The following is a 24,707-nucleotide window of genomic DNA, read 5'->3' as shown; positions in this document are numbered from 1 at the left end:
AACAAATCACAACATAAGAGATGTTTGAGGGGAAGGTCATCGTAGATATGGAATATGAATTATTGTTACTTGGATTACTTAAAATTGTGTTAATTAACATCGTACTAAGCGGTGATAATGCGGTCGTGATAGCACTTGCTTGTCGCAATTTACCAGCGGAACATCAGAAGAAGGCAATTTTCTTAGGAAGTTTCGGAGCGATTGCTCTACGGATTATCTTAACGTTCGCAGCGGTATGGCTGCTAGATATCCCGTTCGTTCAAGTATTAGGCGGTGTATTGCTCGTATGGATCGCGATTAAGCTTATGTTAAATGAGGAGCAAGACGAGAATATTAAGTCGAGTAGTAACCTAGGTTCGGCGATTAAGACGATTCTATTCGCGGATCTGATTATGAGCTTGGATAACGTGCTTGCTGTTGCAGGTGCGGCGGATGGAAATTACTTATTGATTGGTCTTGGACTTGCAGTGAGTATCCCGCTTATTATCTGGGGTAGTAAGCTGCTAATGATGCTGATGGAACGCTTTAAATTCATTGTGATATTAGGAGTGGCACTGCTTGGTTACACATCTGGGGAGATGATTATGAGCGATCATATGATCGAAGCAAGTATGGCGACACTGCCTGCGGCATTCCATTATGTGATTCCGGTTATGTTAGCAGTTGGGGTTATTGTGGCAGGTAGAATGCTACAGAAGAAGCAGAGAGCAAAGTCTGTGCATGCGGTGTAAGAAATTATTTCGATAACGTTTAAGGGAAAAGAGTAAGAGCTCACAGCCGGAGGACAAGTCCTTGAGTGCTGTGGGCTCTTTGATTTTAAATGATTATTATTCTACAATAAGGACCGTTTCCAAACTTGCGTGTCGCACTGCTTTACTTAGAATCCACCTCCGCTCGTCCCAAAATGATGACACTTTTACCTTTATAAAATTGGTAATAGGAGGTGGGTATCAAAGGTTGAAATTAAATTTCAAATAATACATAAAATTGTGAAATTATTATTTACATTTTCTAGGGTTTAGCCTAAACTCATGGTTAAGAGGATGATATTCCTCGGGGCAGGATGACAACCATTATGATAGGGAGGGGAAATTAGTGTTGGCTTTATCCAAAGTAAAGCGTAAATGTATCATGTTGTTTGTGGCTTTCATTCTAATGTTAGGGACTTTATCACCGATTTATGTAAGCGCTTCAAAACAGGCACTGGCAGAGACTGCAGATGATGGTTCAGTCATGATGGAGATGGATGATCCAGCTGTACCTGCAGCGATTGTGGAAGATGAGGGATCAGCATTTACGATGAATGCGCTTATGGCTGCAATCCCAAGTACTATTGTGGAAGAGTTCGAATCCACATCGACATCTGTGATGGTACCATCTTCAGCGAAGGCGAATTCGGTTAACTTGGTACTCACGAATCGTCCAGATCCAGTTCAGGATGGTTATCATGCTGTGGGGCTTACATACGATTTTACAGGACAATTAGGAACTTCAGCTGCATACATCAACCTCAAGGATAGCAACGGATCAGCAGGACGATCCATTGAAGGATTACCACGCAAAATCGGCATGTGGGTGTATGGGGATGGCAATAATCATTGGCTGCGCAGTCAATTGCAAGATGCGACAGGAACGAAGTTGACGGTCGATTTTACATCAAGCATCGGGCTTAGTTGGTCGGGGTGGAAGTATGTGACGGCAGGAGTGCCGAGCACGATGAAGACACCGATTAAACTAAATCAAATTTATGTGGTGGAGACGAAGGATAATAACAAGAATGCAGGCACGATCTATTTTGACCGATTACGTGCATTTTACAATGATACGAATGTATATGGACTTGATCTTGTTGGATTAACACCGCTTCAAGTAGGGGAGTCCAAGGCAGTACAGACATATGCAACTTATGAAGGTGCAAGTGCGCCGACTCTATTAAATGGTGGTGTGGTATATGCCAGTAGTGATCCGAGTGTGGCGACAGTGGATGGATCAGGGAATGTAACTGCACTTTCAGCAGGAACGGTTACGATTACAGCAGATTATGGCAGTGCGCCACAAGCATCGGTTCAATTAATAGTAAGTACAGAGCCGCCAATACCGCAGCGTTTGGAACTAGCAGCTACGAGTAAGCTAGAAGTGGGGCAGATAAGTAAAATTAGTACGTTCGCGTCGTACGTAGGTACGAATGAACCTGTGGAATTGACAAGTGGCGTGAATTTCCTTAGCAGTGATTTGGCTGTCGCTTCCATTGATGGTGGAGGGAACGTTCGTGCACTTAAAGCAGGTATAAGTACGATTACGGTGTCTTATGGTGGTGTATCGAAGACCTACATGCTTACTGTTACAAATCCCGTTCCAATTTTGCAAAAGATTGAACTTACGGGATTAAGTGCAATGTACGTTGGGGAATCTCGCCAGGGGAAAGTGATGGGAACTTACACATTAATGGATGCTCCAGTTGAGATCACAAGCGGGGTTACATTTACAAGTAGCAATTCCGATGTAGCAGCGATTACGAGTAGTGGGTTGTTAACAGCTAAGAAAGTGGGGACGACGCGAATTATGGCATCGTATGGTGGGAAGACAAGTGATTTCCTAGTCGTTGTGAATAATCAAGTTGCGGCGCCTAAGCATGAGATGCGAGCAGCGTGGATCGCAACAGTAGATAATGTGGATTGGCCAGCCAAAGGCGTGACAAATGCAGAGCAGCAGAAGCGCGATTACATTAAGATGCTGGATGATCTTGAGTCACAAGGGATCAATGCGGTTATTATGCAGATCAAACCGACAGCAGATGCCTTTTACCCATCTCAATATGGTCCTTGGTCAGAGTGGTTAACAGGTGTTCAAGGTCAAGATCCAGGATATAACCCACTGGCATTCATGATTGAGGAAGTACACAAGCGCAACATGGAGTTCCACGCATGGTTTAATCCGTATCGCGTAAGTATGCAGGATCAAGTAGGTAAGCTTGTAGATAATCACCCTGCAAAGCAGCATCCAGATTGGCTAATTAGCTATGGTGGCAAGCTGTATTACAATCCGGGTGTACCAGCAGCTCGTCAGTTCATTACGGACAGTGTGATGGAAGTTGTGAATGGCTACGATATTGATGCGGTTCATTTTGACGATTATTTTTACCCATATCCAGTATCAGGTGTAGATTTCCCAGATAGTGAGGCTTTTACTGCTTATGGGACTGGATTTGCTAACAAAGCAGACTGGAGACATTACAACGTAGATACATTCATTCAGAACTTATCAGTACAAATCAAGCAAGCAAAGCCTTACGTGAAGTTCGGTATTAGTCCATTCGGTATTTGGAAAAATAAATCCAGTGATCCGAATGGTTCGGATACGAATGGTTTAGAAAGCTACAACGCCCTTTTCGCAGATACACGCAAGTGGGTGACAGAGGAATGGATTGATTATATTACTCCTCAAGTATATTGGTACTTTGGCTATTCGCCAGCTGCTTACGAGAAGGTAACCGACTGGTGGAGAGCGCAAGTACAAGGGCGCAAAACGCAATTATACATCGGTCATGCGGCTTATCGGATTGGCGCTGGTGATCCTGCTTGGATGAATCCAGATGAGATGCCAAATCAGATCGCTTACAACCGTAATTTTAGCGAAATTAAGGGTAGTATATATTTCAGTGCGAAGAGCTTGCAAGCGAATTTGCTTGGATTCTCCGATCGTCTAAAGGGTCAAATCTATAAGAATCAAGCACTTGTGCCTGTTATGCCATGGCTAGACAATACTGCTCCGTTACAGCCAGTACTTAATCAAGCTGCAGCGACTGCAAATGGTGTGCAATTGCGCTGGTCAGTTGAACCATCGGAAGATGCGGCTTACTACGTGGTTTATCGTTATGAGGGGAATGCAGCAGGAAGTACGGATGATCCGGCAAATATCCTCGCCAAAGTACGTAAGCAAGCAGGTACTGCACAATCGTTTGTGGATCATGCTGCAGTCGCAGGTCAAGCCTATACGTACGTAATAACGGCTGTGGATCGGATTCATAATGAAAGTGTGGCAAGCAATAGCGTGACCTTAAGTAACATCGTAGATAGTACGCCACCTGTAACAACCCCTAGCCTTGAAGGGAAACAGGTAAACGGTTGGTTCAGCTCAGATGTTGTGCTCACACTTCAAGCATCAGATGATGGAATGGGTGTAGATCGTACAGAAGTTAGTCAGGACGGTGGAGAGACTTGGCTAGCATACACAACACCTATAACCTTAACAGTTGAGGGTAAGCACACGTTTGCTTATCGCTCCATCGATCTAGCAGGGAATATTGAAGCTATTAAGTTGCTCGATATCTCTATAGATAAGACTGCGCCTCATATTCAAGTGACAGGAGCGGGTACGTATGAAGTAGATCAGATGATCATAATTACGTGCCAAGCGCAGGATGTATTATCTGGAGTTGCTAACAGTAATTGCTCAACACCTTTAGTACAAGGATTTGGCTATGAATTAGAGCTTGGTACACACGAGGTTACAGCAACTGCAACGGATGTAGCAGGTAATACTACATCGCAGAATGCATCGTACACCATTCAGGTGACGAACAAGAGTCTTGTAAATTTAACAGAGCGTTCTGTAACTGGGCCGGGTAAGCAGGGCATTATCAATTCACTTCTCAAGAAGCTGGAAAAAGGAAATTACAAAGCTTATATAAACGAAGTTTCCGCTCAAAAAGGGAAGAAGATCGAAGCGAAACAAGCGGACCTGCTGATCCGACTCGCACAGGCACTTCAGTAGATTGTATTAAATGTCACGGTCTCTTTCGAGGGATCGTGTTTTTTTGTCTACCCATATTAGAATTGTCAGAAAACAGTCACGAAAATACTCAAAGAGTAGATGATTCTAGTGGTTAGTTTGGATACGATAGAAGTAAAGAGAACGCGCTTCCATAGCGATCTTCTATGGTGTAATCGAACTTCGCAAAAGGGGAGATGAACATGTTTTTCAAAAGTGAGGAAAAGAAAAGTGGAATGAAATCGGAAGTTCGTGAAGATGCAGCCCAGACAATTCTGCATGAGAGACGTACAGGTGATGTGATGAGTCAGATCTTTGCTGATTTTGAGAAAAATGGTGGTTATGAAAGCCTAAGCGCTAAAGGTAGACCACTAGATATTAAATCGCATGATCCACTGGGCAGTGTACTCGCTAATGCGAATGTCTTACCAGCATGGCTTACGATCCAGCATGAAATTCGTGATCAGATTCAAGTTGTGATGAATCAGATGGAATCAGGGGAATCCGATGAGCTCATTGATAAAGGAATTATCGAAATTAATATCCGTATCCGCAAATATAATACATTAGTACCAATTCCGAGTATGCAGCGTAATGTTGTAGCTCGTGACTCGATCGTTTTGCAGTATCCGAAATGGATTTAAGGATAAGCAGCTCACCCTGTGATGAGGGATAGAGCTGCTTTTGTTAACTTAAGGAGCCTATTATAACTCGTGTTTTAACCGTTCAATAAAACTTCTTGTAGCTTGAGAGAAATGCTTGCCTTCTGTACGAACAAGTCCTAAGTAAAAATGTTTATGTATCGGCATGTCGATCTGTAAAACAACCATTTCACCGCTCTGATACAATTGTTCTTCTGAGAAAGAATAGTCTAGACCAACAGTAACTGCTTGGTGGTCTTTGATCGCTTTTTGAATGGCCGTTTTATTATTGCTTGTAAATAAGATGTGAGCAGGGTCGTAGTCAGCAGCGAATTGGTCCATAAACCATTTGACAGAATCATCATTATATAAGACGAAGGATTGGCGCAGCATCTGTTCTGGCGTAATAGATTTCTGAAGTGCAAGGGGTGACTGACTGCTCACTGCCACTACCATTCTTCCACTTATTAGACGCTCACACACGAGTCCCGAAGCCTCTTCCTCCAACTGATCATTCATTATTATTAATCCCACGTCCAGCCTGTCATGACGAATATCATCTAATATTTCCTGAGAGCCTTGTTCGGTAATGGTCATTTGTATATTCGGATAATCTTTCTTAAAACCAAGAACCGTATCAACTAACATGGACATGGGACCAGGAATGGTAGCCAGTCTTAATTCACCGCAAAGTGTACTTGAGAATTGATGGGAAGTGCTTCTCAAATCTTGAAGCTTCTCAATGATTTCATATGACTTTTGAATGATGATTTTACCTTCTGCAGTAGGAACAGCTCCGGATCGAGAACGTGTGAATATGGTAATGCCTAGCTCTTCTTCCAATGTGGAGATGGATTGGCTGATGGCAGACAAGGTGATATGTAAATTTTGCGAAGCTGCTGAGAATGAACCAGTTTTGGCGACTTCAATAATGTTCTCCAAGTGATTCATATTCATGAAATAAACCCTCCTTATGTTAAGTTGAATTTAATATAACATAATAATAATTAAATTTATCTTAATATAGTTGAATGCTACAATAATGACAAGCTTTGAACGTGATAATTACATAAGGGGGACTACATATGAGATTCAATAATAAAGTTGTCATTGTAACAGGTGGAGCAAGTGGTATTGGTTTGGAAACGGTACGACTATTTGCAAAAGAAGGCGCTCAGACTGTCATTGCTGATTATGCAGATCATGGCCTTGAAGTATCCAATGCATTGAATGCGCAAGGTTATGATACGATGTTTGTAAAGGCAGATGTGTCCAAAGAGGCTGATATTAAGCATATGATAGAAACAACCGTCGCTAAATACGGTAGATTAGATGTCATGTTCGCAAATGCTGGTATTGCCAAGGATGCACCAGCGGACAAGCTGAGCTTGGAAGCATGGCAAAGAACGATTGATATTAATTTAACAGGAGTGTTCTTGAGTAATAAATACGCAATCGAGCAAATGCTTGCTCAAGGAACAGGTGGAGCTATCGTTAATACAGGGTCTATTCATAGTGTTGCGGGTAAGAATGGGGTAACCGCATATGCATCTGCCAAAGGTGGTGTGAAGTTGCTAACTCAGACTCTAGGTATCGATTATGCGAAGCAAGGTATTCGTGTAAATGCTGTATGTCCAGGTTACATTAACACGCCTTTACTATCTGGTGCTGATGAAACGATCATGAATCATCTTGTAGATCTACATCCGATGGGCAGATTGGGTAAACCTGAGGAAGTTGCGAAGGCTGTACTATTCCTGGCAAGTGAGGATGCATCCTATATTACAGGTACAACGCTGCTTGTTGATGGTGGATATACGGCTCAATAATATCGTTAACGCGTATCATATAAAAAGCCTTCTACGATGATTCAACGTAGAAGGCTTCTTTGGTATTAACCAAGTATCACGCGATCATCGGACATCTTGTGACCGCTGATTTGTTCAAATTCACCGAGCAATTGCGGGACGGTCAAATCTTTCTTTCGTTCTGGTGGCACATCTAGAATGATGCGGCCTTTATCCATCATAATAAGACGGTTACCGAGGCGAATCGCTTGCTCCATATTGTGGGTGACCATAAGCGTTGTAAGCTTCAGTTCACGGACAATGTTGTCAGTGAGCTTCGTAATAAGCTCTGCACGGGCAGGATCAAGTGCAGCTGTGTGTTCATCAAGCAGCAGGATTTGCGGCTTCGTGAACGTTGCCATAAGCAAGCTTAGTGCTTGTCGTTCCCCGCCAGAGAGCAGTCCCACTTTCGCACGAAGGCGATTTTCAAGGCCAAGACCAAGGCGTTTTACTTCATCATGGAAAAAGGCACGCTTCTTCGAAGTAATGCCGAAGCTGAGTCCGCGCTGCTTCCCACGTGCATAAGCCATTGCAAGATTCTCTTCGATTGTCATGCGTGGTGCGGTTCCAGCCATAGGGTCTTGGAACACACGCCCAATCCACATACTCCGTCTATGTTCGGGTAGATGTTGAACGGGGCTTCCATCGATATGGACTTGTCCAACGTCAGGCGTAATTACCCCGGAAATAATATTCATTAAAGTTGACTTTCCAGCACCATTACTACCGATAACGGTTACAAAATCACCCGGATTCAGCTTCAAGTTAATGTGCATGAGCGCTGTTTTTTCATCAGGTGTTCCTGGGTTAAAGAGCTTGGAGGTATTCATGATCTGTAACATTAGCGGTTAACCTCCTTGCCTTTGTTTGTTGAAGCAGCTGCAAGTTCAGCTGAGCGCCGCTTTGCCAAGCTTCGCTGTTTCAACGTACGTTGTAAAGTAGGGAAGACGAGCGCGATGATAACGATCACTGCTGTAAGCAATTTAAGATCAGAAGCTTCGAACCATTCTAATCGGAGGGCAATTGCTACAACGATCCGATAGACGATAGAACCAAGAATAGCAGCAAGTGTTGCCATGAACACTGTTCGAGCACCGAATATGGCTTCTCCAATAATAACTGACGCAAGACCGACAACAATCATCCCTACACCCATTGTGATATCGGCAAAAGAGGACTGTTGTGCAATAAGTGCACCAGAACATGCGACTAGTCCATTGGACAAGCTAACGCCGATAATCGTCGTGCTATCGGTATTAGCGCCAAAGCTACGGATCATACGCGAATTATCACCTGTTGCACGAAGAGCAAGTCCTAGGTCTGTACGAAGGAATGTATCAAGTAGAAGTTTAATGATCACAACTCCGAGTGCGATAAGTGGAAGTATGACCCAGATTCCTTGATCGGATAAGGGTGAAAATACAGTATCCGATCCTCGCATTGAAACGCTAGGTTTTCCCAGGATGCGTAAATTAATCGAGTAAAGCGCGATCATCATGAGAATACCAGAGAGCAATCCATTAATTTTGCCTTTGGTATGAAGCAAACCGGTAATTGCACCTGCAATGAGTCCACCAACAATAGCAGTAAGTGTAGCAAGCCATGGGGAGTAGCCATGTGTAATCATGACAGCTGCGATGGCGCCGCCGGTTGCGAAGCTACCATCAACAGTTAAGTCGGGGAAGTCCAGTATGCGGAACGTGATATACACACCAAGTGCCATGATGGCATATAGGAGTCCAAGTTCAACTGCTCCAAGTATTGAATCGACCATTATGTATTCCTCCTAAGATAATAGAAAGGAGTGAACGAACTTGTGCGTTCACTCCTATTGATGTAGATCTTACTTGATGATGTTCTTCTCTTTATCTTTGACAGCATTTCTCATCGCATCTGTTACGGTGATGCCGAGGTCTTTAGCTGCTTTTTCATTTAGAATAAGGTCAAGCTTATCCGGTATAGTTACTTTCATGTCAGCAGGCTTTTTGCCATTTTTCAAAACTTCGACTGCCATTTGACCCACTTGATAGCCGTGATCAAAGTATTTGAATCCAACGGTTGCAAATGCACCCTTCTCAACCGTATCGCGGTCACTGGAGAAGAAAGGAATCTTCTTGTCTTTCGCAACTTGAAGAATTGTATCTACAGCCTCTACAACTGTGTTATCAAGTGTAATGTAGAACGCATCTGCGCGTCCGATTAAGGATTGTGCAGCTTGTTTTACTTCGGAAGTATTCGTAACAGGTGCTTTGATAAGTTTGATACCTTTTTTCGTCAGCTCTACTTCGGCTTTCTTTGCCATGATTACAGCGTTAGGTTCACCTTCGTTAATAACGAGACCAACCGTTTTCACATTAGGGAAGTTGCTAGCGATAAAGCCAACAAGTTGTGTTGTTGCATCTGGGTTTGTATCCGCAGCACCAGAGATGTTACCACCTGGTTTGTCCATATTCGAAACCAATTTAGCTGCAAGTGGGTCTGTAACAGCTGCGAATAAGACAGGAGTTTTCTTCACTTTCTCTGCTACAGCAAGAGCGGATGGAGTGGCGATTCCAAGAACTAAATCATTGTCAGCGTTTCCAATTTTTTGCGCAATGGATAAATTATTGGGTGAATCAGCTTGCGCATTATTATAGTCGACTTTTAAATTCTTACCATCTTCGATCCCAGCATCTTTAAGTGCTGCTAAGAAACCTTGCCTTGTTGCATCTAATGATGGGTGTTCTACATATTGCGAAATCGCAATCTTGTAGGTCTTCGTGTCTCCACCGCTTGTTTCTTTGCCGCAGCCTGCAACTGCAACTAATGCAGATGCTAACAAAATCGTAAGTGCTAATTTCTTTTTCAAATTCATAACCCCTCTCAAAATCTATTATTTTTGCGAGTAGAACATGGTATTACTACTAGTTTAAGGGGGCTAATAGATTGGCGTCAAACAATTTTTACAATTTTCTGAATTATTTAATGAAAACGCATTCAATCATGAAATAAAAAGGAAGCTTTATTGACACAAGATCAATTAAAGCTCCCTCTTTGTTTCTTTTATATGAGAATAAATCTATTTCTGAACACCATGAATTTCAAAATCATAAATACGTGCTGCTGTATCTCCGCCTTGTGTAGCCTTTAGGACAGTCAACTTCACATAACGAGCATCGGTAACGGAAATACCATGTCTCGTTTCACCCTTTGAGTTGCCAGTGATATTTACTGCTGGAGACCACGATTTACCGTCTTTGCTTACCTCGATCTTGAAGTCGCTTGTGTTAAGCGATGCACCTTCTCCGCCAGTTTCTGCATGTTTAATGACGAATTCTTTGATTCTGGACATCGTGCCGAGATCAACCATTAACCAATGCGGACCTTCACCTACTGCACACCATTTGCTGTTATCCGTAACTTTTCCATCAACTGCAAATTTAGGTGCTTCACCTTCACCAACGAAGCTGCTTGCCGAAGTTTCTTTGCCAACTGCGATGTTCTTCGCTAAAGCAATTTCATCAGAAGTCACTTGAATGTAGGTCCCTTGTGTGTTTACATGCTCACCAGCACTATTCTTCACAGTCAAGGACACTTCATAGAATCCTTCTTCTTTATAGACAACAGTCGGATTCTTATCAGTAGAAGAGGATGGCGTACCACCTGGGAATGACCAGATCCGCTCTTCAGCAACTTCAGAAGATAGGTCTGTGAACGTCACAGTTCCACCAGGAGCAATTACTTTCGTATCGGATGTGAATTTCGCTTCAGGCTTCGGATATTCGGGCCAGTCGAAGCTGACTTTGGCAGTCTGCCCTTGTTCATAACGCTTGTTCACGGCAATGACTTCAATTGTTGTCTTGTTTTCTTTGCTGTCACGCTTCATCTGTTGTACATAGTAAGCATTGTTCGGCGTAGCGCCTAAGAATTGCTTTTTACCAGAAGGAAGAACGCGATACACTTCATAATGCTGGATATCGCCATTCTCTTTATCCCATGTCAGACGTGCGTCTGTGTAAATGCCTTCTACGAAAGCTGTCTCCTCTACAACGAGTTTGTTCACAGCAGCAAGTTCTTGCTTCGCTGCCTTGTTATAGACCGACAATTCACCAATGTTAATGGAGTAGTCACGAACCTCACTCGTACTTGAGAAATGAAGGGATAGGGAAGTGATTCTCTTACCCGCATATTCTGCAAGTGAAACATTCTTAGTCGTCCAATCACCTGATTGAGCCGTACCAGCATCAACGAATACAGTTTTATTTGGTGCATCTGCGAATGTTAGACCGACTTGGATGTTAGATCCTTGAGCTGGAGTTGAATAAGTAAGGGCAAGCTCCGTATCAGACGCTGCAAGTAGATCTGTTTTGTACAATTTGATCTCAGTGGCGTTGTCTGCATTCAGATTACCCGCCAATTTTAAAGAGCTGCCACCGTAATAAGCAGTTGTGAAATCAAGCTGTGCCTTAAGTGCAGTTCCTTTACTTTCCGTTAACCATCTCCATGTTGGCAAAATGTCCTGCAAGCTGCGATTGTTCCACGGCTTATCGGTCATTGATTTTCCTTGAACAGAGAAGAAGTTACCGTTACCTGTATTGAAATGGGTTGTAAAAGGAAGATCGTTAATCGCTGAATTCGCGACTACGTAGTTAGAAATACCTTTCCACTCGCCGTCAGTTTTCGTATTTGCAGGCGTGCCGTTTGGCCCAACCCAGAATGTGTTTTCTTTAGCTAAATATTCTTCATGTGTACTGGAGCTGCTGAACGTCCAATCTGGTGCGTACAACCCAAGTGAAACACGAGCGCTATTGCCTGTACCATCAGGGAATAGACCATCCCAAGCGGCTTTCGTATGATAGCCTTTCGCCTGAACATCAATGCCTGCATACAGGTCAAAAGGATTAATGCCAATCTCTTTCGCTTTGTCAGCAGAAGGCTGCATGGTCTTCCACCAGAAGTTGAGGAACATGTTGTCTGCAACTTGCTTCGAATTATTTTTCATGAACATCTGATTTCTGTCAGTTAGCGCATTCTGCCACTTGATCTTGCCTTCGTCTGTCATAGAGTCATACCAGATCACTTGCTTGTTGGCCTGTTTCTGCTTCATGTATTCGATAGCTTTCTGCATCTGAACGGAGTCCGCTGGTGTGCCACCTTCGGTTTCTTGGTTAATAAACCAACCGTCAAAGCCGTAGTAGTCAGCAACCTCTAGTAATTTATCGATAACAGGGAATGATCCGTCTTCCTTCTGATGCATGAATTCCTTCACCCAATCGTATTGCCCGCCGTATACCGCAGGAGGGAAGAAGACTGTACCAAGGACTGGGACGCCATTCTTATGACCGGAGTCGATAACGTCTGCACTTGGTGTCACGATGATCCCTTCACCTGCAGAACCGCCCCAACTTATCAATTTATCAACATATTGCCAATAACCGAATGTGAATGCTTTGAAATCATTTGAACCTTGAGAGGGCGTACTACTTGTATGGGGATTCATAATCGAGATTGCCATTACTTTTGGATCTGTGGAAGCATTTGGGTTTACCTTTTGTCCTGCAAAACGATCTGCGAGAGGAATGCTGCCTTTGTTGAATTTCGCGTCTTTATCTTGAGTTGGACTCCAGTTGAGTAAATCTTGTGGGTACCAGTATGAGGAATGAGGTTGCTTTGCATCTGCTGTAGCTGCGAAACCTACGATGGATGCGGCAAGCACACCTGTAGCTGCTAATACTTTAAACTTTGTTGGAATTTTCATTTGTGAATCGTCCTCCAATCAATATGTAAGCGTATTCATAATACCTAATACTATTGTCGGTGATTGAGGAGGCGATCTAAAGTTGAGAAATGACAGGTTAGGTGTAAAAACTAAAGGTGAGTGAATTAATTTGATGAAAATTTCACAGATGTAACAATTAATAGTTTCAAATTTAAAGATAGTAGAATAACGAAATTAATTCGAGTCGATTGGAAAAAGAAAAACTGCACCGGAAGTCACTGTGATCAGGACTTGGGGTGCAGTTTATCATGTTAGAACAAGTAGAAGCGATATATCTTTTACTTATTAATATCAAAGGATAATGTAACGATTTGTTTCTTGGAAACTGGGTAGTAGTTCAAGTCTTTGGAGCCGAGCATTTGATTGCGGCGCTCTAGAATATCGCTAGCATGAATGTGTGTGCAATCAAATCCGGTCTGAACATCGAGTGATTCTTGGTTGTCAGCTAGATTGTACCAGCGGCTAGCTAAATCGCCAGTTTCTTCACTGATTTTGACACTGGAGAAGGCAAGGGAAGTACCTTTCCATTTCAACCATTGGTGCGTGAGTGGAAGTGAGCCTTGTTGAACCTTTGTCTGTTTTACAGTCCAAGGAATTTGGTACTGATAAGCAGCTGAGTAAGCCCCAGATTGAATGCCATCTCCTGCGTGTGGGAAGATGGAGAATTCCACGACTTGTTCGCCTAAGCATTGTGCCTCAGGAGTAGGAAAGACACCCCAATCACCAAGTTCAGATACAGCGCGAAGTAGCGTAATGGCAATCGTGTTCTGTCCGTCACGAAGCACTTCATATTCGTTGAGGCCTCGGTTTGCAACTGTAAGTCCAACTTCTGCATCATGCACACTTACAAATGCATGTTGGTGCTGACAGTTGCTTGGATTAACCCATTCCTTAGCAGGTACTATATCTCGACTTGCTACTTCGAAGATTGAATCCACTTCAGCGGTTGTCGTATTGATTCCAGTTGGGAATAGTGCACGCAAGCGGTGATCTTTCGCCACATTGTTAAATGTTGTGCGTACCTGAACGTTAGGTGCCATCGCTTCAAGTGTATATTGTGTCGTAATGACAAATGGAACGGTTTCTTCTACACGCTTCGCTTTGCGCTCTGTGAACAACACAAACTTGCGCTTCTCTTCTTCAAATAACTCATCCGCAGATGCTGGAATCGCCCATTCATGGACAACTTCAATCGTTGCACGGTGCGGTGTGTTTTCAATGAGTCGAATGTGCGAAGCTGGAAGACCTTGAGTTGTTAGGGTTTGCTCGCCTTCAGGTTGTCTGAACACATATTCATTACCGATGTCGCCTGTATTCTCATAGGAACATAAGTTATCGAAAGTACGTCCTGTACGTTTATCTGTCAATTGAAGTGTACCGTCGTTATTGATGCTTACAGATACAAGTTCGTTTTCCATGGAACGTTCGTTGGAGTAGACAATGCCTTCAAGAGAAGCTGGTTTCTCTGTTTGTAACTGCTTAGATGCAATACCCGCTTGCTGATTCGGTACCCACGCATAGGTCTGATAGCCAAGTGCTGGAACCTTCTTACTTAAGAACGTCAGACGGACACGTCTTGCCATGTAAGGCTGACGGAATTTATCTTTTGGCAGATCATAACCGAAAATTACGCCAAGATCGTCCACTTGCGTTGGAATAACCTCACCATGTTCATTGTGCAATACATAGTGATCGATGGACTGCTTGCTTAATTGCTCGGATTGCTCAGCTGGTGTTATACCTACTTGGAAGTATTGCTGCGCAACGATTAACTCAACGGAAACGACGCCTGAACGATCCCAGCCTGTGGAGTTAAACACGGTAAATGGCAGCGCTTCTTGCCCCCAAGTAGGAACATCGGTATGAATTTGTTTCACGATCGCTTCCAAACTTTGTTCCACAATCTGTTCAGTCATATGTCTGGATTTCTCGAAGCGAGTGACCATCTCACGATGCACTTCATCTACACTGCAACCACAGATGCTGTCGTGTGGATGGTTCTGCATCAATGTTTTCCAAGAATAGTTGAACAAGTGATGCGGGTAAGGCTTGTCACCACTAATATGGGCAAAAGCTGCAAGCGGCTCAGCTACCTTTTCCAATAAAGTCTGACAGCGTTGGTTCATTTGTTTCAAATAAACACGGGAAGATGCTGTATTCACAAGCGTTCCCCAGCCGTCTGTATGCTGACTGCGCAGTTCACCTTGAATTGTAACCATATCATCGGACAAGTTGTTCTTCAGCACATCTACGTAATCATCAAAGTTCGAATGAATGAACTCGATCTCGGGGTGAAGTGCTTGTGCGGTCTGGATCGCCTCAGATAAGTCGGTCTGGATAGGCTGATGATCACATCCGTTCATGAAGAGCAAGTGATCTGTGGAGGCGAACTTGAGCGCATCAGCAAGTTTATTGTTCCAGTATTCTGTTGCTTTCTCAGGATCCGTCGGGATTTCCATGCCGTTACAGTACCAGTTCGCGAACAAGATACCGATGACGGATGAACCATCTGGAGATTCCCAGATCATCTCAGAATATGGGGACTCGTAGGTATCTGACTCACCGACCGTATTGTTGAAGCCAGTTGGTTTAACTCCACGACCGAAGACAGCCGCATCAATATCAGCTTGTTTCAGAATTTGCGGTGCTTGCCCCATGTTACCGAATGAATCAGGGAAGTAACCGAGCTTGGATATAACACCGTATTCTTTCGCATCGCGATGTCCGATCTGCATGTTACGAATGTTCGCTTCACTGCTTGTTAGGAATTCATCTTGTAAAATATACCAAGGCCCGATTAGGATACGACCTTCCTTAATGAACTTTGTGAGTTGTTCTTTTTTCTCAGGACGAACTTGTAGGTAGTCATCGATCATGATCGTCTGTCCATCGAGGTGGAAGTAGCGATAATTAGGATCTTTCTCAAGTGTATCGAGTAAAGTGTCCATCGTCTCAATCAAGAGGAGATGGTGGTGTTCGTATGGTAAATACCATTCGCGATCCCAGTGTGTATGCGAGATGATATGAGCGGTCTTCTTAGCCATGAGGTCACATTCCTTTCTAGTTAGGAGGTTACTTGTCTGCTAGTAAACGTTGTGTAATAAGGTCAGCGAATAGGCTGTTTGCCCAAGCGAACCATGTACGTGTGAATTGAGTTGGATCATCAACATGGAAACCTTCATGCATAAAGCCAGTATCTGCATCTGTCTGTTGTAAGCATGTAATAAGTGCTGCAATTTCTTCTTCGCTAGTCGATGTTAAAGCCTGCATGCTTAAGCTAATTGGCCAGATGTAGCGTTCTGGCGTATGTGGTGAACCGATACCTTTGGCAAATGTACCGCTGTAATAGTAAGGATTATCGCTGCTTAGAATGAATTTTCTCGTGTTCAAGTAAATCGGATCATCCGCTGGTGCATAGCCCAGATAAGGGATGGAAAGCAAGCTTGGAACGTTTGCATCGTCCATCAAGTTGTAATGTCCGTAGCCATCTGTTTCATACGCGTACATTTTGCCGTATACAGGATGATTGATAGTCCCGTATGTTTGAATGCCGTAATCAATTTCATCACGCAATTTAGCAGCCATTTGTGCCAAATACTCGTCGCCATACACTTCAACAGCGATTTCTTGTAAATAATCCAGAATGACGACAGCGAACATGTTAGCCGGAATTAAGTAACCGAATTGGCACGCGTCATCACTTGGACGGAAGCCAGACCACACCATGCCAGTGTAGCTTGTTGGCATCCCTTTGCCTTCATTGCGCAAAGTGTCAGTTGGTGGACAGTTGTCGCGCATGAAGCGGTAGTTGGATTGCTCATCGTGACGCTGCTCGGTTTGCATTAAGCGCAGAATCGCTCTTGCTGCACTTAGGAAAGTCACGTCGAAAATATCGGTCTGACCTGTTTGTTTCCAGTATTGGTAGCTCAGTTGGATCGGGTAGCAGAGGGAGTCTAGTTCGTACTTGCGCTCCCATACCCAAGGGTTGTTTTCCGTATGATCGACTTCCCAACTTTTTCCGTTTGCAGACTCGTTGAATGCATTCGCATAAGGATCCATGGTAATGTACATCATCTGACGCTTGATGAGTCCACCGATGATGCGCTGAAGGTCTTTATTTTCTTTGGCAAAAGGCAAGTATTGCTTGACTTGTGCGCTGGAGTCACGCAGCCACATGGCAGGAATATCACCAGTGAATACAAATGCTGTGCCGTCGTCGCATAGTTTGGTAGTTGTTTCTAATGTATTTGGAAAACACTTCTTGTACATGTCGAGTAGCTTGGGTTGATCGGCGAGCTTTGTTTCAGCCGTAGCTAGCATCTCGATGATGGAAGTAGGTAGTTTCATGGTTGGTGAACCTTCTTTCAGGTGGAGTGTGGGTGAACGTGTTCCAAAAGTAGGGCCACTGCGGTGAAAAGATACACTTCATGCTTACGAAGTGGCTTTCCTTCGGAAAGCCTGTGAGAGAAATCGTGAAATTTGAATTGATTTTAAGGTGTTTTCACTCTTTCTAATTCGTCCTCCAGTGTATCTTTTCTCCTTCGTTATACTTTTGGCACACGTTCTCGTTAGGGTTGTGCATTAAACATTAGAGAAGCTCTTGTTGCATAGTTGCAACAAGCAACTTCATCAAGCATAGATAACAAATCCTAATAAAATTACAACTAAGCATTCATAACAAGTCCTAACGAACGAATAACTAAGCCTTCATATCAATCATAAACGTCTTGATCTCGTACGGTTCTAGTACAAATTCAATCGCAGACTCTGCATGAACTGCGCCCTCAGGAAGCTCCATGAGGTTGCATTCCTGCCAGGATACGATGTTCAGATCACTAGTCATCGTTACTGGCTTGCGGCTACCGGAGTAGTCGTGAACACGAACAAGCAATTGGCTGCCGTCTTCTGTTTTCTTCACAGCAGATACCATCACTGTGTCTGTGGATAGTGTCAACACGGATTTCTCTTTCGCCATCGCTGTACCTTTTGTACTGCGAAGCGGGTTGTTAAGCGCCCATGCTTGGCGAACTGTGTCGCCCTGTAGCCAGTCGCCTGTATGCGGCAAGATGGAGTACGTGAAGTTGTGCACGCCTTGGTCTGCCTCAGGGTCAGGATGTACAGCAGATTTTACAAGAGATAGACGCATTACGTTGTCCTTGATGTCATAGCCATACTTGCAATCGTTCATTAAGCTCACGCCGTAACCGCGATCGGACAAGTCTGCCCATTGGTGACCAACGGACTCGAATCTTGCATAATCCCAGCTTGTATTCCAGTGTGTTGGACGTGTTACGTTACCATATTGAATCTCATAAGTAGCCTCTGTTGCACGAATTGCTACTGGGAATGCGACTTTCAGCAATTGTTGACGCTCATGCCAGTCAACTTTCGTTTCGAAGTCAATACGACGGTGCTTCGCATGTAAGATCATGTGCTGCTTAATCGTTGAATCCATGTAAACCCAAGTCATCTCAACTACTGCGCGAAGCTCGCCGATCTCAATAACTTCAACGCTGCGGCAGTCGCTAATTTCACGCATTTTTTCCTGATAGAAAATATCAATGTCCCACGCTTCATGCGCAAGTGGCTTATCTTCGAAAATTTGGAACACGTTACCGCGGCTGCCAGCTGCAAGCACTTCACGAGCTTCTTCACGGTCGTAAATACGAGTTAACTGACCTTGCTCATTCCATGTAATGTCATAGAAAGGCGTTGTCATGCCTTGATCTTGTTTAGCAAAAGGAACCTCAGTTACTAGCGCAACTGTCTCGCTCACGAATGATATCGTCGTGTATCCAAGTGACGGGATGTCAATAACTTCCACAATCCAGTTCTCACCTTCACGCTGTGCTTGCAATGCTTCACCGTTAGCAGCGATCCAGTTACCTTGCTCCATGCCTGCTTCTACAGGAATAGTCACAAGTTCTGTTACGCTCCAAGAAGAGTTGTTCCAGATTGTGTATGAACCAGAAGTAACTTCTTGAACAAGTGCTTGTGTAGATTGTTCCCAGACGGAGTTACCGATTGCTTCCGCTTCTGCGTACTCAATTGTACTGTCCTCATAAACTTCACGGATGGAGGACCCAGGAATGATGTCATGGAATTGGTTACGTAGAATAATTCTCCAACCTTCGTCCAGATCCGCTTGACGATAGTTTGACCAGTCACCTGCTGTCATGCTTTGCAATGCATTCAACCATTCTGCTTCACGGTACAAGAGTTCAAGCTTACGATTCATTAGCTTGTTGTACGCTTGGCTCGTATATGTTCCACGGTGGTATTCCAAGTAAAGTTCGCCGTCCCATGTATGGACGTAGCGATCCGATTCGTTCACAGTTTCTTGCAACTTACGGAAGTAGTCACCAGCTGTGCCAGTCTCTACTTTCGGAAGTCCAGGCAAGTCGTTCAATCTACGGCGCATTTCAAGCATTTCACGGTTTACTCCACCACCACCATCGCCATAACCGTAGGAGAGAAGCAAGTTGCGGTTAACTTCTTTATCACGATACGTGTCCCAGATGCCTTTAACTGTCTTCGGAATGATGCGTCCGTTGTATGTGTAGAACCAAGAGCCTTCTTCGGACCAAGGTTCAGGTGTTGTAATGAAGTGAGTCAATACTTCTGTACCATCAATACCGCGCCAGTTAAACGTATCATGCGGCATGCGGTTGTATTGGTTCCAACTGATTTTTGTCGTCATGAACGTGTTGATACCGGATTTTTTCAAAATCTGCGGCAGGGACCAGCTGTATCCGAATACGTCTGGTAGCCATAAGTAGTCACATTCCACGCCAAATTCATTGCGAAGGAATCTTGTGCCATACAGCAATTGACGAACTAGGGATTCACCAGAAGTTAAGTTGCAATCTGCCTCTAGCCACATACCGCCGCCAGCTTCCCAGCGACCTTCAGCTACACGCTCTTTGATCTTCTCGTAAATTTCCGGATAGTCATTCTTGATGTACTCATATAGTTGTGGTTGTGTTTGCAGGAATGCGTAATCCGGGAACATTTCCATCAAACGAAGTACTGTGGAGAAGGAGCGAGCACATTTCTCACGCGTATGCTTCAAACGCCATAACCATGCAACGTCAATGTGCGTATGACCGACACATGTAACGGTTACTGGTGAAGATTTCTCCATCTTGTCGATTTCATTACGCAAGTAATCGCGCGCTTCAGCAACAGATGCGTAGAAACGCTCTGATCCTGGGTGTGTCCAGTCAATATATAGTAAGGAGCGGTCTACTGCGCTCAGCATCATCGTATGCTCAGGTGTTTTGGAATCTAGCACTTTCAAAGTTTCTGTTACAGCAAGTGCCGTGTAGTAGTAATCATCTGTAGGTTCATCTAACCAGCAAATTTCAGCCATTCGAACGCCGTGTGTCTGATCTTTCTTAACACCGCCGCCTTCAAGACCAGACCATAAGCGGAATGTAAGGTCAAGGTTCGAACCAACCACTTCTTCAGGGAAGAACACTTCCGTATGATTGGAGTCAACGCCTTGATAAGGCTTTCCTTTATAGAAGAATAAAGATTCGAAGCCGGAGTTATTGCCCGCACCAGTCTCACCAAAGTCGAAACGTCCAAGTACGCGGCGTCCGCTCCAAGCAGATGGAACTTCAATCTCAGCATTTAGCCACAAATATAAATCGCGTCCTGTCCAAGTATCACCAACACGCATCTCGGACCAATTACCTTCTGTTGGTGGCATAGCTGCAATTTCGTTAGACTCATCCACCATGGAATGGAAGAAAGGAATGTGTATACGATCGCGATATCTTAATCCGTTAATTTCGTGTAATCGGGAATTTAGTTTGTGTGATGTCAAAAACATGAGTAATAGCCCCCCATAATATTTAAATGGGAGGCGAGGAATGTATCATCAAATTCAATTGGTTTCATAAAGGGTTGTTGGGGTTTAGATCCTTAATATAGTCGATTTGAGTTGAGATGTAAAGGGGACAATAATAGTCGCATAATTTCGAATGAATACGCTTGCATTGCGTAAATGTAACAGGTGGTGTTACACTTCTTACCGAAACATCGGATAACGAGAGGAGGAACATCCGCTTGAGTATCGGTCAATTTTATAGCAACCATCTAAAGCGTAAGTTGTTTAATAAAATTCTAGTTATTTACTTATCTATTACGGTTGTGACCCTCATTGCAGCTGCATTTGCCGTATACAAATATTATGAACAAGCTGCAACGCGTGATCATATTAATGCGAACAAAGAGGTGCTCGATTACATGAGCATGTATATGAATCAGCAGTATGAAGGTATGCAGCTGGCTGTCCAACAAATTTACAGTGATGCATCGTTAAGTCAGGATGTCGCTACATTCTTAAGTCGAGATTATGAGACGTACTTGAAATACCGCTTGGATCATTATGCGGAAAGTGGAAGTTTCGTTCCACGAACTTTCGAGACGTTCTTTAAAAGTTATATGGATCAGCACGCTGGTGTAAAAAACATACTTTTATCCAGTTTTGAACAAAACTTTATCTTAATAAAGAGTCGTACACGGATGTTCTATACGAATGTGACGAGTCCATACGATCCTCATGGTATTTTTGACAACGCTTCCAGAAACCAGTGGTTATCGAGAGATAATAATGCCTTTCTATGGGATGAACGACGGGAGGATAAAGATATCTTTACGATTTCCCGGGAATTAAGGGATCCGATCTCGCTTAAAGGGATTGGAATGCTGATGGTTGATTTTGACACGGAAGGGATTACGAATTGGATTGCTTCCAGAAGAGATTCTCGCAGCGGACAACACTTGGCACTTAAACCAAATGGAGAAGTTTTGTATGATTCACTGGGTCAATATACGGGACAATATTATCCCCATATTAGCAAATTAAACTCCGATAATTGGACGATGCTTGATGAGCCTTCTCGCGTGAACTTGAATGCAGCAAATAGCTCAGGGTTGATTCTAGTCGGCATCACACCGAAATCGGAAATTGATAAAGAGCTGAGCCTTGTACGAGATTGGATTTTTGTCATTACACTTACACTAATTATTGCAGCGACCCTAATTACGTACGGCTTTATTCTACGATTTTCCAAAGAAATTAAAGTCATTCTACACGCAATGAAACGTCTGCAAGAAGGGGATTTGACGACTCGTATTGTGCTGCATCGGGAAGATGAACTGCAACTCATTGCGAACAATTTCAATTACATGTGTGAGCGATTAGAGCAATATATTGAGAAAGTATATATATCGGAAATTATGCAAAAGAAAGCAGATCTCGTGGCATTCCAAGCACAGATCAATCCTCATTTCTTATATAACACGCTTGAAGTGATTCGAATGCGGGCAATTTCACAAGGCGCAAGAGATGTAGGACAGATGACCTATATCTTATCGACACTATTTCGTAATATTGTGAAGAAGAAAATGATTGTAACACTGGAGGATGAGATCGAGTATTGTCAATTGTATTTGGAACTGTTCCAAATCCGGCATGATGATAAACTTCAAGTAGAGACTGTGTTAAGCAAACCGAGTATGAACTGCATGATCGTCAAGCTGCTTATTCAACCTGTAATTGAAAATTACATCGTACATGGATTTGAGCCTGATCGAAGTGATAATCTCATTCGAATTGAAGTATCTGAATCCGATGGGCAAATCTACATCACAATACGTGATAATGGAGTAGGTATTGCGCCAGAGAAGCTTGAAGAGCTGCGGCAAATGCTACATGTAAACGAGAGTATCGAGGAAATGCCTTCTTCAATTGGGATATATAACGTGAATGCGCGTATCAAAAAATATTATGGAACAACATATGGAATGACAATTGATAGTGAGGTGGGGATAGGAACGACCGTTCAGATTACTATACCAGCTATAAGGGGGCAATAGCAGCATGAGAAATGTACTGATTGTGGATGATGAACCGCTTATTCTTGAGGGTTTGCGATCGATTATTGAATGGGAAGAATATGGTCTGACGATTATTGGACAAGCAAGTAATGGAGAAGAGGCTGTCGCTTTTCTAAAACAATATGAAGGTCAAGTCGATCTATTAATTACGGATATTACGATGCCCAAAATGAATGGACTACAGCTTATTGAGCAAGTAAAGACTTTTGATAGCAAAATGCGTTATGTAATCCTAAGTGGATATGAGCAGTTCGAGTATGTAAAAGCCGGCATGCGGCTTGGTATAGAGAATTACATCTTAAAGCCGATTAATATAAAGGAACTCGAATCGACAGTTCGTCAGATTGTGGATGATCTGGATCAAGAGGCAGAGGAGCATTATCGCGCATTGGAAGACTGGCAAATCTTGCGCAGTAACATAATGAATCGCTGGGTGACAGGAACAATTGATGCGCAGGAGCTTCGTCATCGCTCGGATTTATTGGACATATCACTAACGTGTGATTCCTATACCGTGACTGCACTTCGGCTCATCATGGAGCCTGATCCAGACTGTGATGAGTTACAGCTTCGGCAGCTTCGAAGTGAGCGTATGGGAGCGTGCTATGGTTATGCACAGCGTTTGATTGGGCACTTGAATACGGTGTACGCATTTATTGATACGGAAGGCGATCTGATTCTAATCTTTGGCGAAGCGCTCGGAGATGAATTGAAAGAACGGATTCATACTGTCCATCAACAGCTTCAGTACGTGATGAAGCAGAAGCTTGAACAGCCTGTTTGGATTACGATTGGTAGTAAACAGTCCCGTTATCAAGATGTATCGCTGAGTTATGAACATGCAAAGAGCTTATACGTCGATCACCTCATGTTAACGGGATATCCGATTATCGACATCGATCAATTGCCGAAGTTAAACGTTGATGAAGAGAAGATTGAGCTGGATTACGAGGCATTCTCCAAGCTGTTATTAGCAGGGGAACGTGAAGAAGCACACGCGTATATTGAATCGGCATTCAACAAGTTGTTAGCACTTGGCGGCTATACTCGAATTGACTTCTATAACGTGGCGATTAAGCTCATGTTAATGGCGAAGAATATGGAGAAGAATGCGGACTTCAGTCCATTATTCAATCCACTTCTGCATATGCAGACGATTGAGCAGCTTATGAGCCATGTACAGGAGTCTGTCTCTTCAACACTACGTGATCTGCAAGAAGAGCATCAAGATCTTAGCCCTAATATTCGTTACATGATTGAGCAAGTCAGCAAACATTATAAAGATGAATTATCCTTGAAGACGATTAGTCAGCGTATGGAGATGCATCCGAATTACTTAGGACAAATGTTCCACAAGGAAGTGGGACGCAGCTTCTCTGATTATGTCACGCAATACCGTATCGAGAAAGCAAGACAGCTGCTGCTGCAAACGACGTTACTTGCCAATGAAGTAGCAGCAGAAGTAGGGTATCTCGATCCAACTTATTTCTATCGACAATTTAAAAAATCAACCGGCGTCTCACCGACAGAGCTGCGTAAAATGTACCAAACTACCAAGGTGTCCGGTCGATAGTATGATCCTCTATCCTCTAAATCGTAGCTCTGCAAGCGTGTTTGCTTGAGCTCGATGCGGAGGTTTTTTTATTTATCCAGCATGAACCTTTAATATTTACACCTCTTTCTAGAGTTTTTCAACTACATGAAAGCGCTATTATCGTGCACAATAAAGATAGTTAAACAAGGGGGCGAGGAAATCAAGTTCAAGTGGTTGTAAGGGTTGTT

At 43.4% G+C, this 24,707-nt stretch carries 14 protein-coding genes; 6 read left to right on the top strand and 8 right to left on the bottom strand.

The genetic code is table 11. The features are described 5' to 3' along the window. The first annotated feature begins 47 nt into the window (after positions 1–47). The 3 genes from NV379_RS07655 (at position 48) to NV379_RS07645 (ending at position 5,414) form a co-directional block, all read left to right on the top strand. Positions 48–731, top strand: a complete 684-nt coding sequence (locus NV379_RS07655; protein ID WP_258206689.1) for a TerC family protein — start codon at positions 48–50, stop codon at positions 729–731. Positions 732–1,098: 367 nt separating this feature from the next. Next, complete coding sequence (locus NV379_RS07650; protein ID WP_258206688.1) at positions 1,099–4,773, top strand: family 10 glycosylhydrolase; 3,675 nt, start codon at positions 1,099–1,101, stop codon at positions 4,771–4,773. A gap of 200 nt (positions 4,774–4,973) precedes the next feature. Then, the gene (locus tag NV379_RS07645) at positions 4,974–5,414 is read left to right on the top strand and encodes a DUF1992 domain-containing protein (protein WP_258206687.1); all 441 of its coding nucleotides are present in this window, start codon (positions 4,974–4,976) and stop codon (positions 5,412–5,414) included. Positions 5,415–5,474: 60 nt separating this feature from the next. On the opposite strand, the gene NV379_RS07640 is transcribed toward NV379_RS07645, so the two are convergent. Beyond that, a complete protein-coding gene (locus tag NV379_RS07640) occupies positions 5,475–6,368 on the bottom strand; it encodes a LysR family transcriptional regulator (protein ID WP_258206686.1) in 894 nt (297 codons plus the stop codon). Positions 6,369–6,496: 128 nt separating this feature from the next. On the opposite strand from NV379_RS07640, the gene NV379_RS07635 reads away from it, so the two are divergent. Then, positions 6,497–7,240, top strand: a complete 744-nt coding sequence (locus tag NV379_RS07635; RefSeq protein ID WP_258206685.1) for an SDR family NAD(P)-dependent oxidoreductase — start codon at positions 6,497–6,499, stop codon at positions 7,238–7,240. Positions 7,241–7,305: 65 nt separating this feature from the next. Here the strand turns inward: NV379_RS07635 and NV379_RS07630 are convergent, their stop codons facing one another. The 7 genes from NV379_RS07630 to NV379_RS07600 form a co-directional block, all read right to left on the bottom strand. After that, a complete protein-coding gene (locus NV379_RS07630; RefSeq protein ID WP_258206684.1) occupies positions 7,306–8,100 on the bottom strand; it encodes an ABC transporter ATP-binding protein in 795 nt (264 codons plus the stop codon). Then, on the bottom strand, positions 8,100–9,032 hold the full coding sequence (locus NV379_RS07625) for an ABC transporter permease (RefSeq protein ID WP_258206683.1): 933 nt from the start codon (positions 9,030–9,032) through the stop codon (positions 8,100–8,102). The genes NV379_RS07630 and NV379_RS07625 overlap by 1 nt, the downstream gene beginning before the upstream one ends. A 69-nt stretch (positions 9,033–9,101) precedes the next feature. After that, positions 9,102–10,106, bottom strand: a complete 1,005-nt coding sequence (locus NV379_RS07620; RefSeq protein ID WP_258206682.1) for an ABC transporter substrate-binding protein — start codon at positions 10,104–10,106, stop codon at positions 9,102–9,104. A 210-nt stretch (positions 10,107–10,316) separates the two neighbouring features. Beyond that, positions 10,317–12,995 carry an endo-beta-N-acetylglucosaminidase gene (locus tag NV379_RS07615; RefSeq protein WP_258206681.1) on the bottom strand — a complete coding sequence of 893 codons (2,679 nt, stop codon included), beginning with the start codon at positions 12,993–12,995 and terminating at the stop codon, positions 10,317–10,319. A 299-nt stretch (positions 12,996–13,294) separates the two neighbouring features. Beyond that, positions 13,295–16,060, bottom strand: a complete 2,766-nt coding sequence (locus NV379_RS07610; RefSeq protein ID WP_258206680.1) for an alpha-mannosidase — start codon at positions 16,058–16,060, stop codon at positions 13,295–13,297. A 28-nt stretch (positions 16,061–16,088) separates the two neighbouring features. Further along, complete coding sequence (locus tag NV379_RS07605) at positions 16,089–17,363, bottom strand: glycoside hydrolase family 125 protein (RefSeq protein ID WP_258206679.1); 1,275 nt, start codon at positions 17,361–17,363, stop codon at positions 16,089–16,091. Between the two features lie 352 nt (positions 17,364–17,715). After that, complete coding sequence (locus tag NV379_RS07600; RefSeq protein ID WP_258206678.1) at positions 17,716–20,853, bottom strand: alpha-mannosidase; 3,138 nt, start codon at positions 20,851–20,853, stop codon at positions 17,716–17,718. Between the two features lie 236 nt (positions 20,854–21,089). Here NV379_RS07600 and NV379_RS07595 point away from each other — a divergent pair, with 236 nt between their 5' ends. Both NV379_RS07595 and NV379_RS07590 read left to right on the top strand, forming a co-directional pair. Then, positions 21,090–22,904, top strand: a complete 1,815-nt coding sequence (locus tag NV379_RS07595; protein ID WP_258206677.1) for a sensor histidine kinase — start codon at positions 21,090–21,092, stop codon at positions 22,902–22,904. A 4-nt stretch (positions 22,905–22,908) separates the two neighbouring features. Then, entirely contained in the window at positions 22,909–24,498 is a 1,590-nt protein-coding gene (locus NV379_RS07590; protein WP_258206676.1) for a response regulator transcription factor, read from the top strand. The last annotated feature ends 209 nt before the right edge of the window (positions 24,499–24,707 follow it).

The sequence above is a fragment of the Paenibacillus radicibacter genome, from assembly GCF_024721995.1.
In the GTDB taxonomy this organism is placed as follows: domain Bacteria; phylum Bacillota; class Bacilli; order Paenibacillales; family NBRC-103111; genus Paenibacillus_AM; species Paenibacillus_AM radicibacter.
The sequence above is the reverse complement of the archived record's forward strand: the minus strand, read 5'-3'. Positions and strand labels throughout refer to the sequence as shown.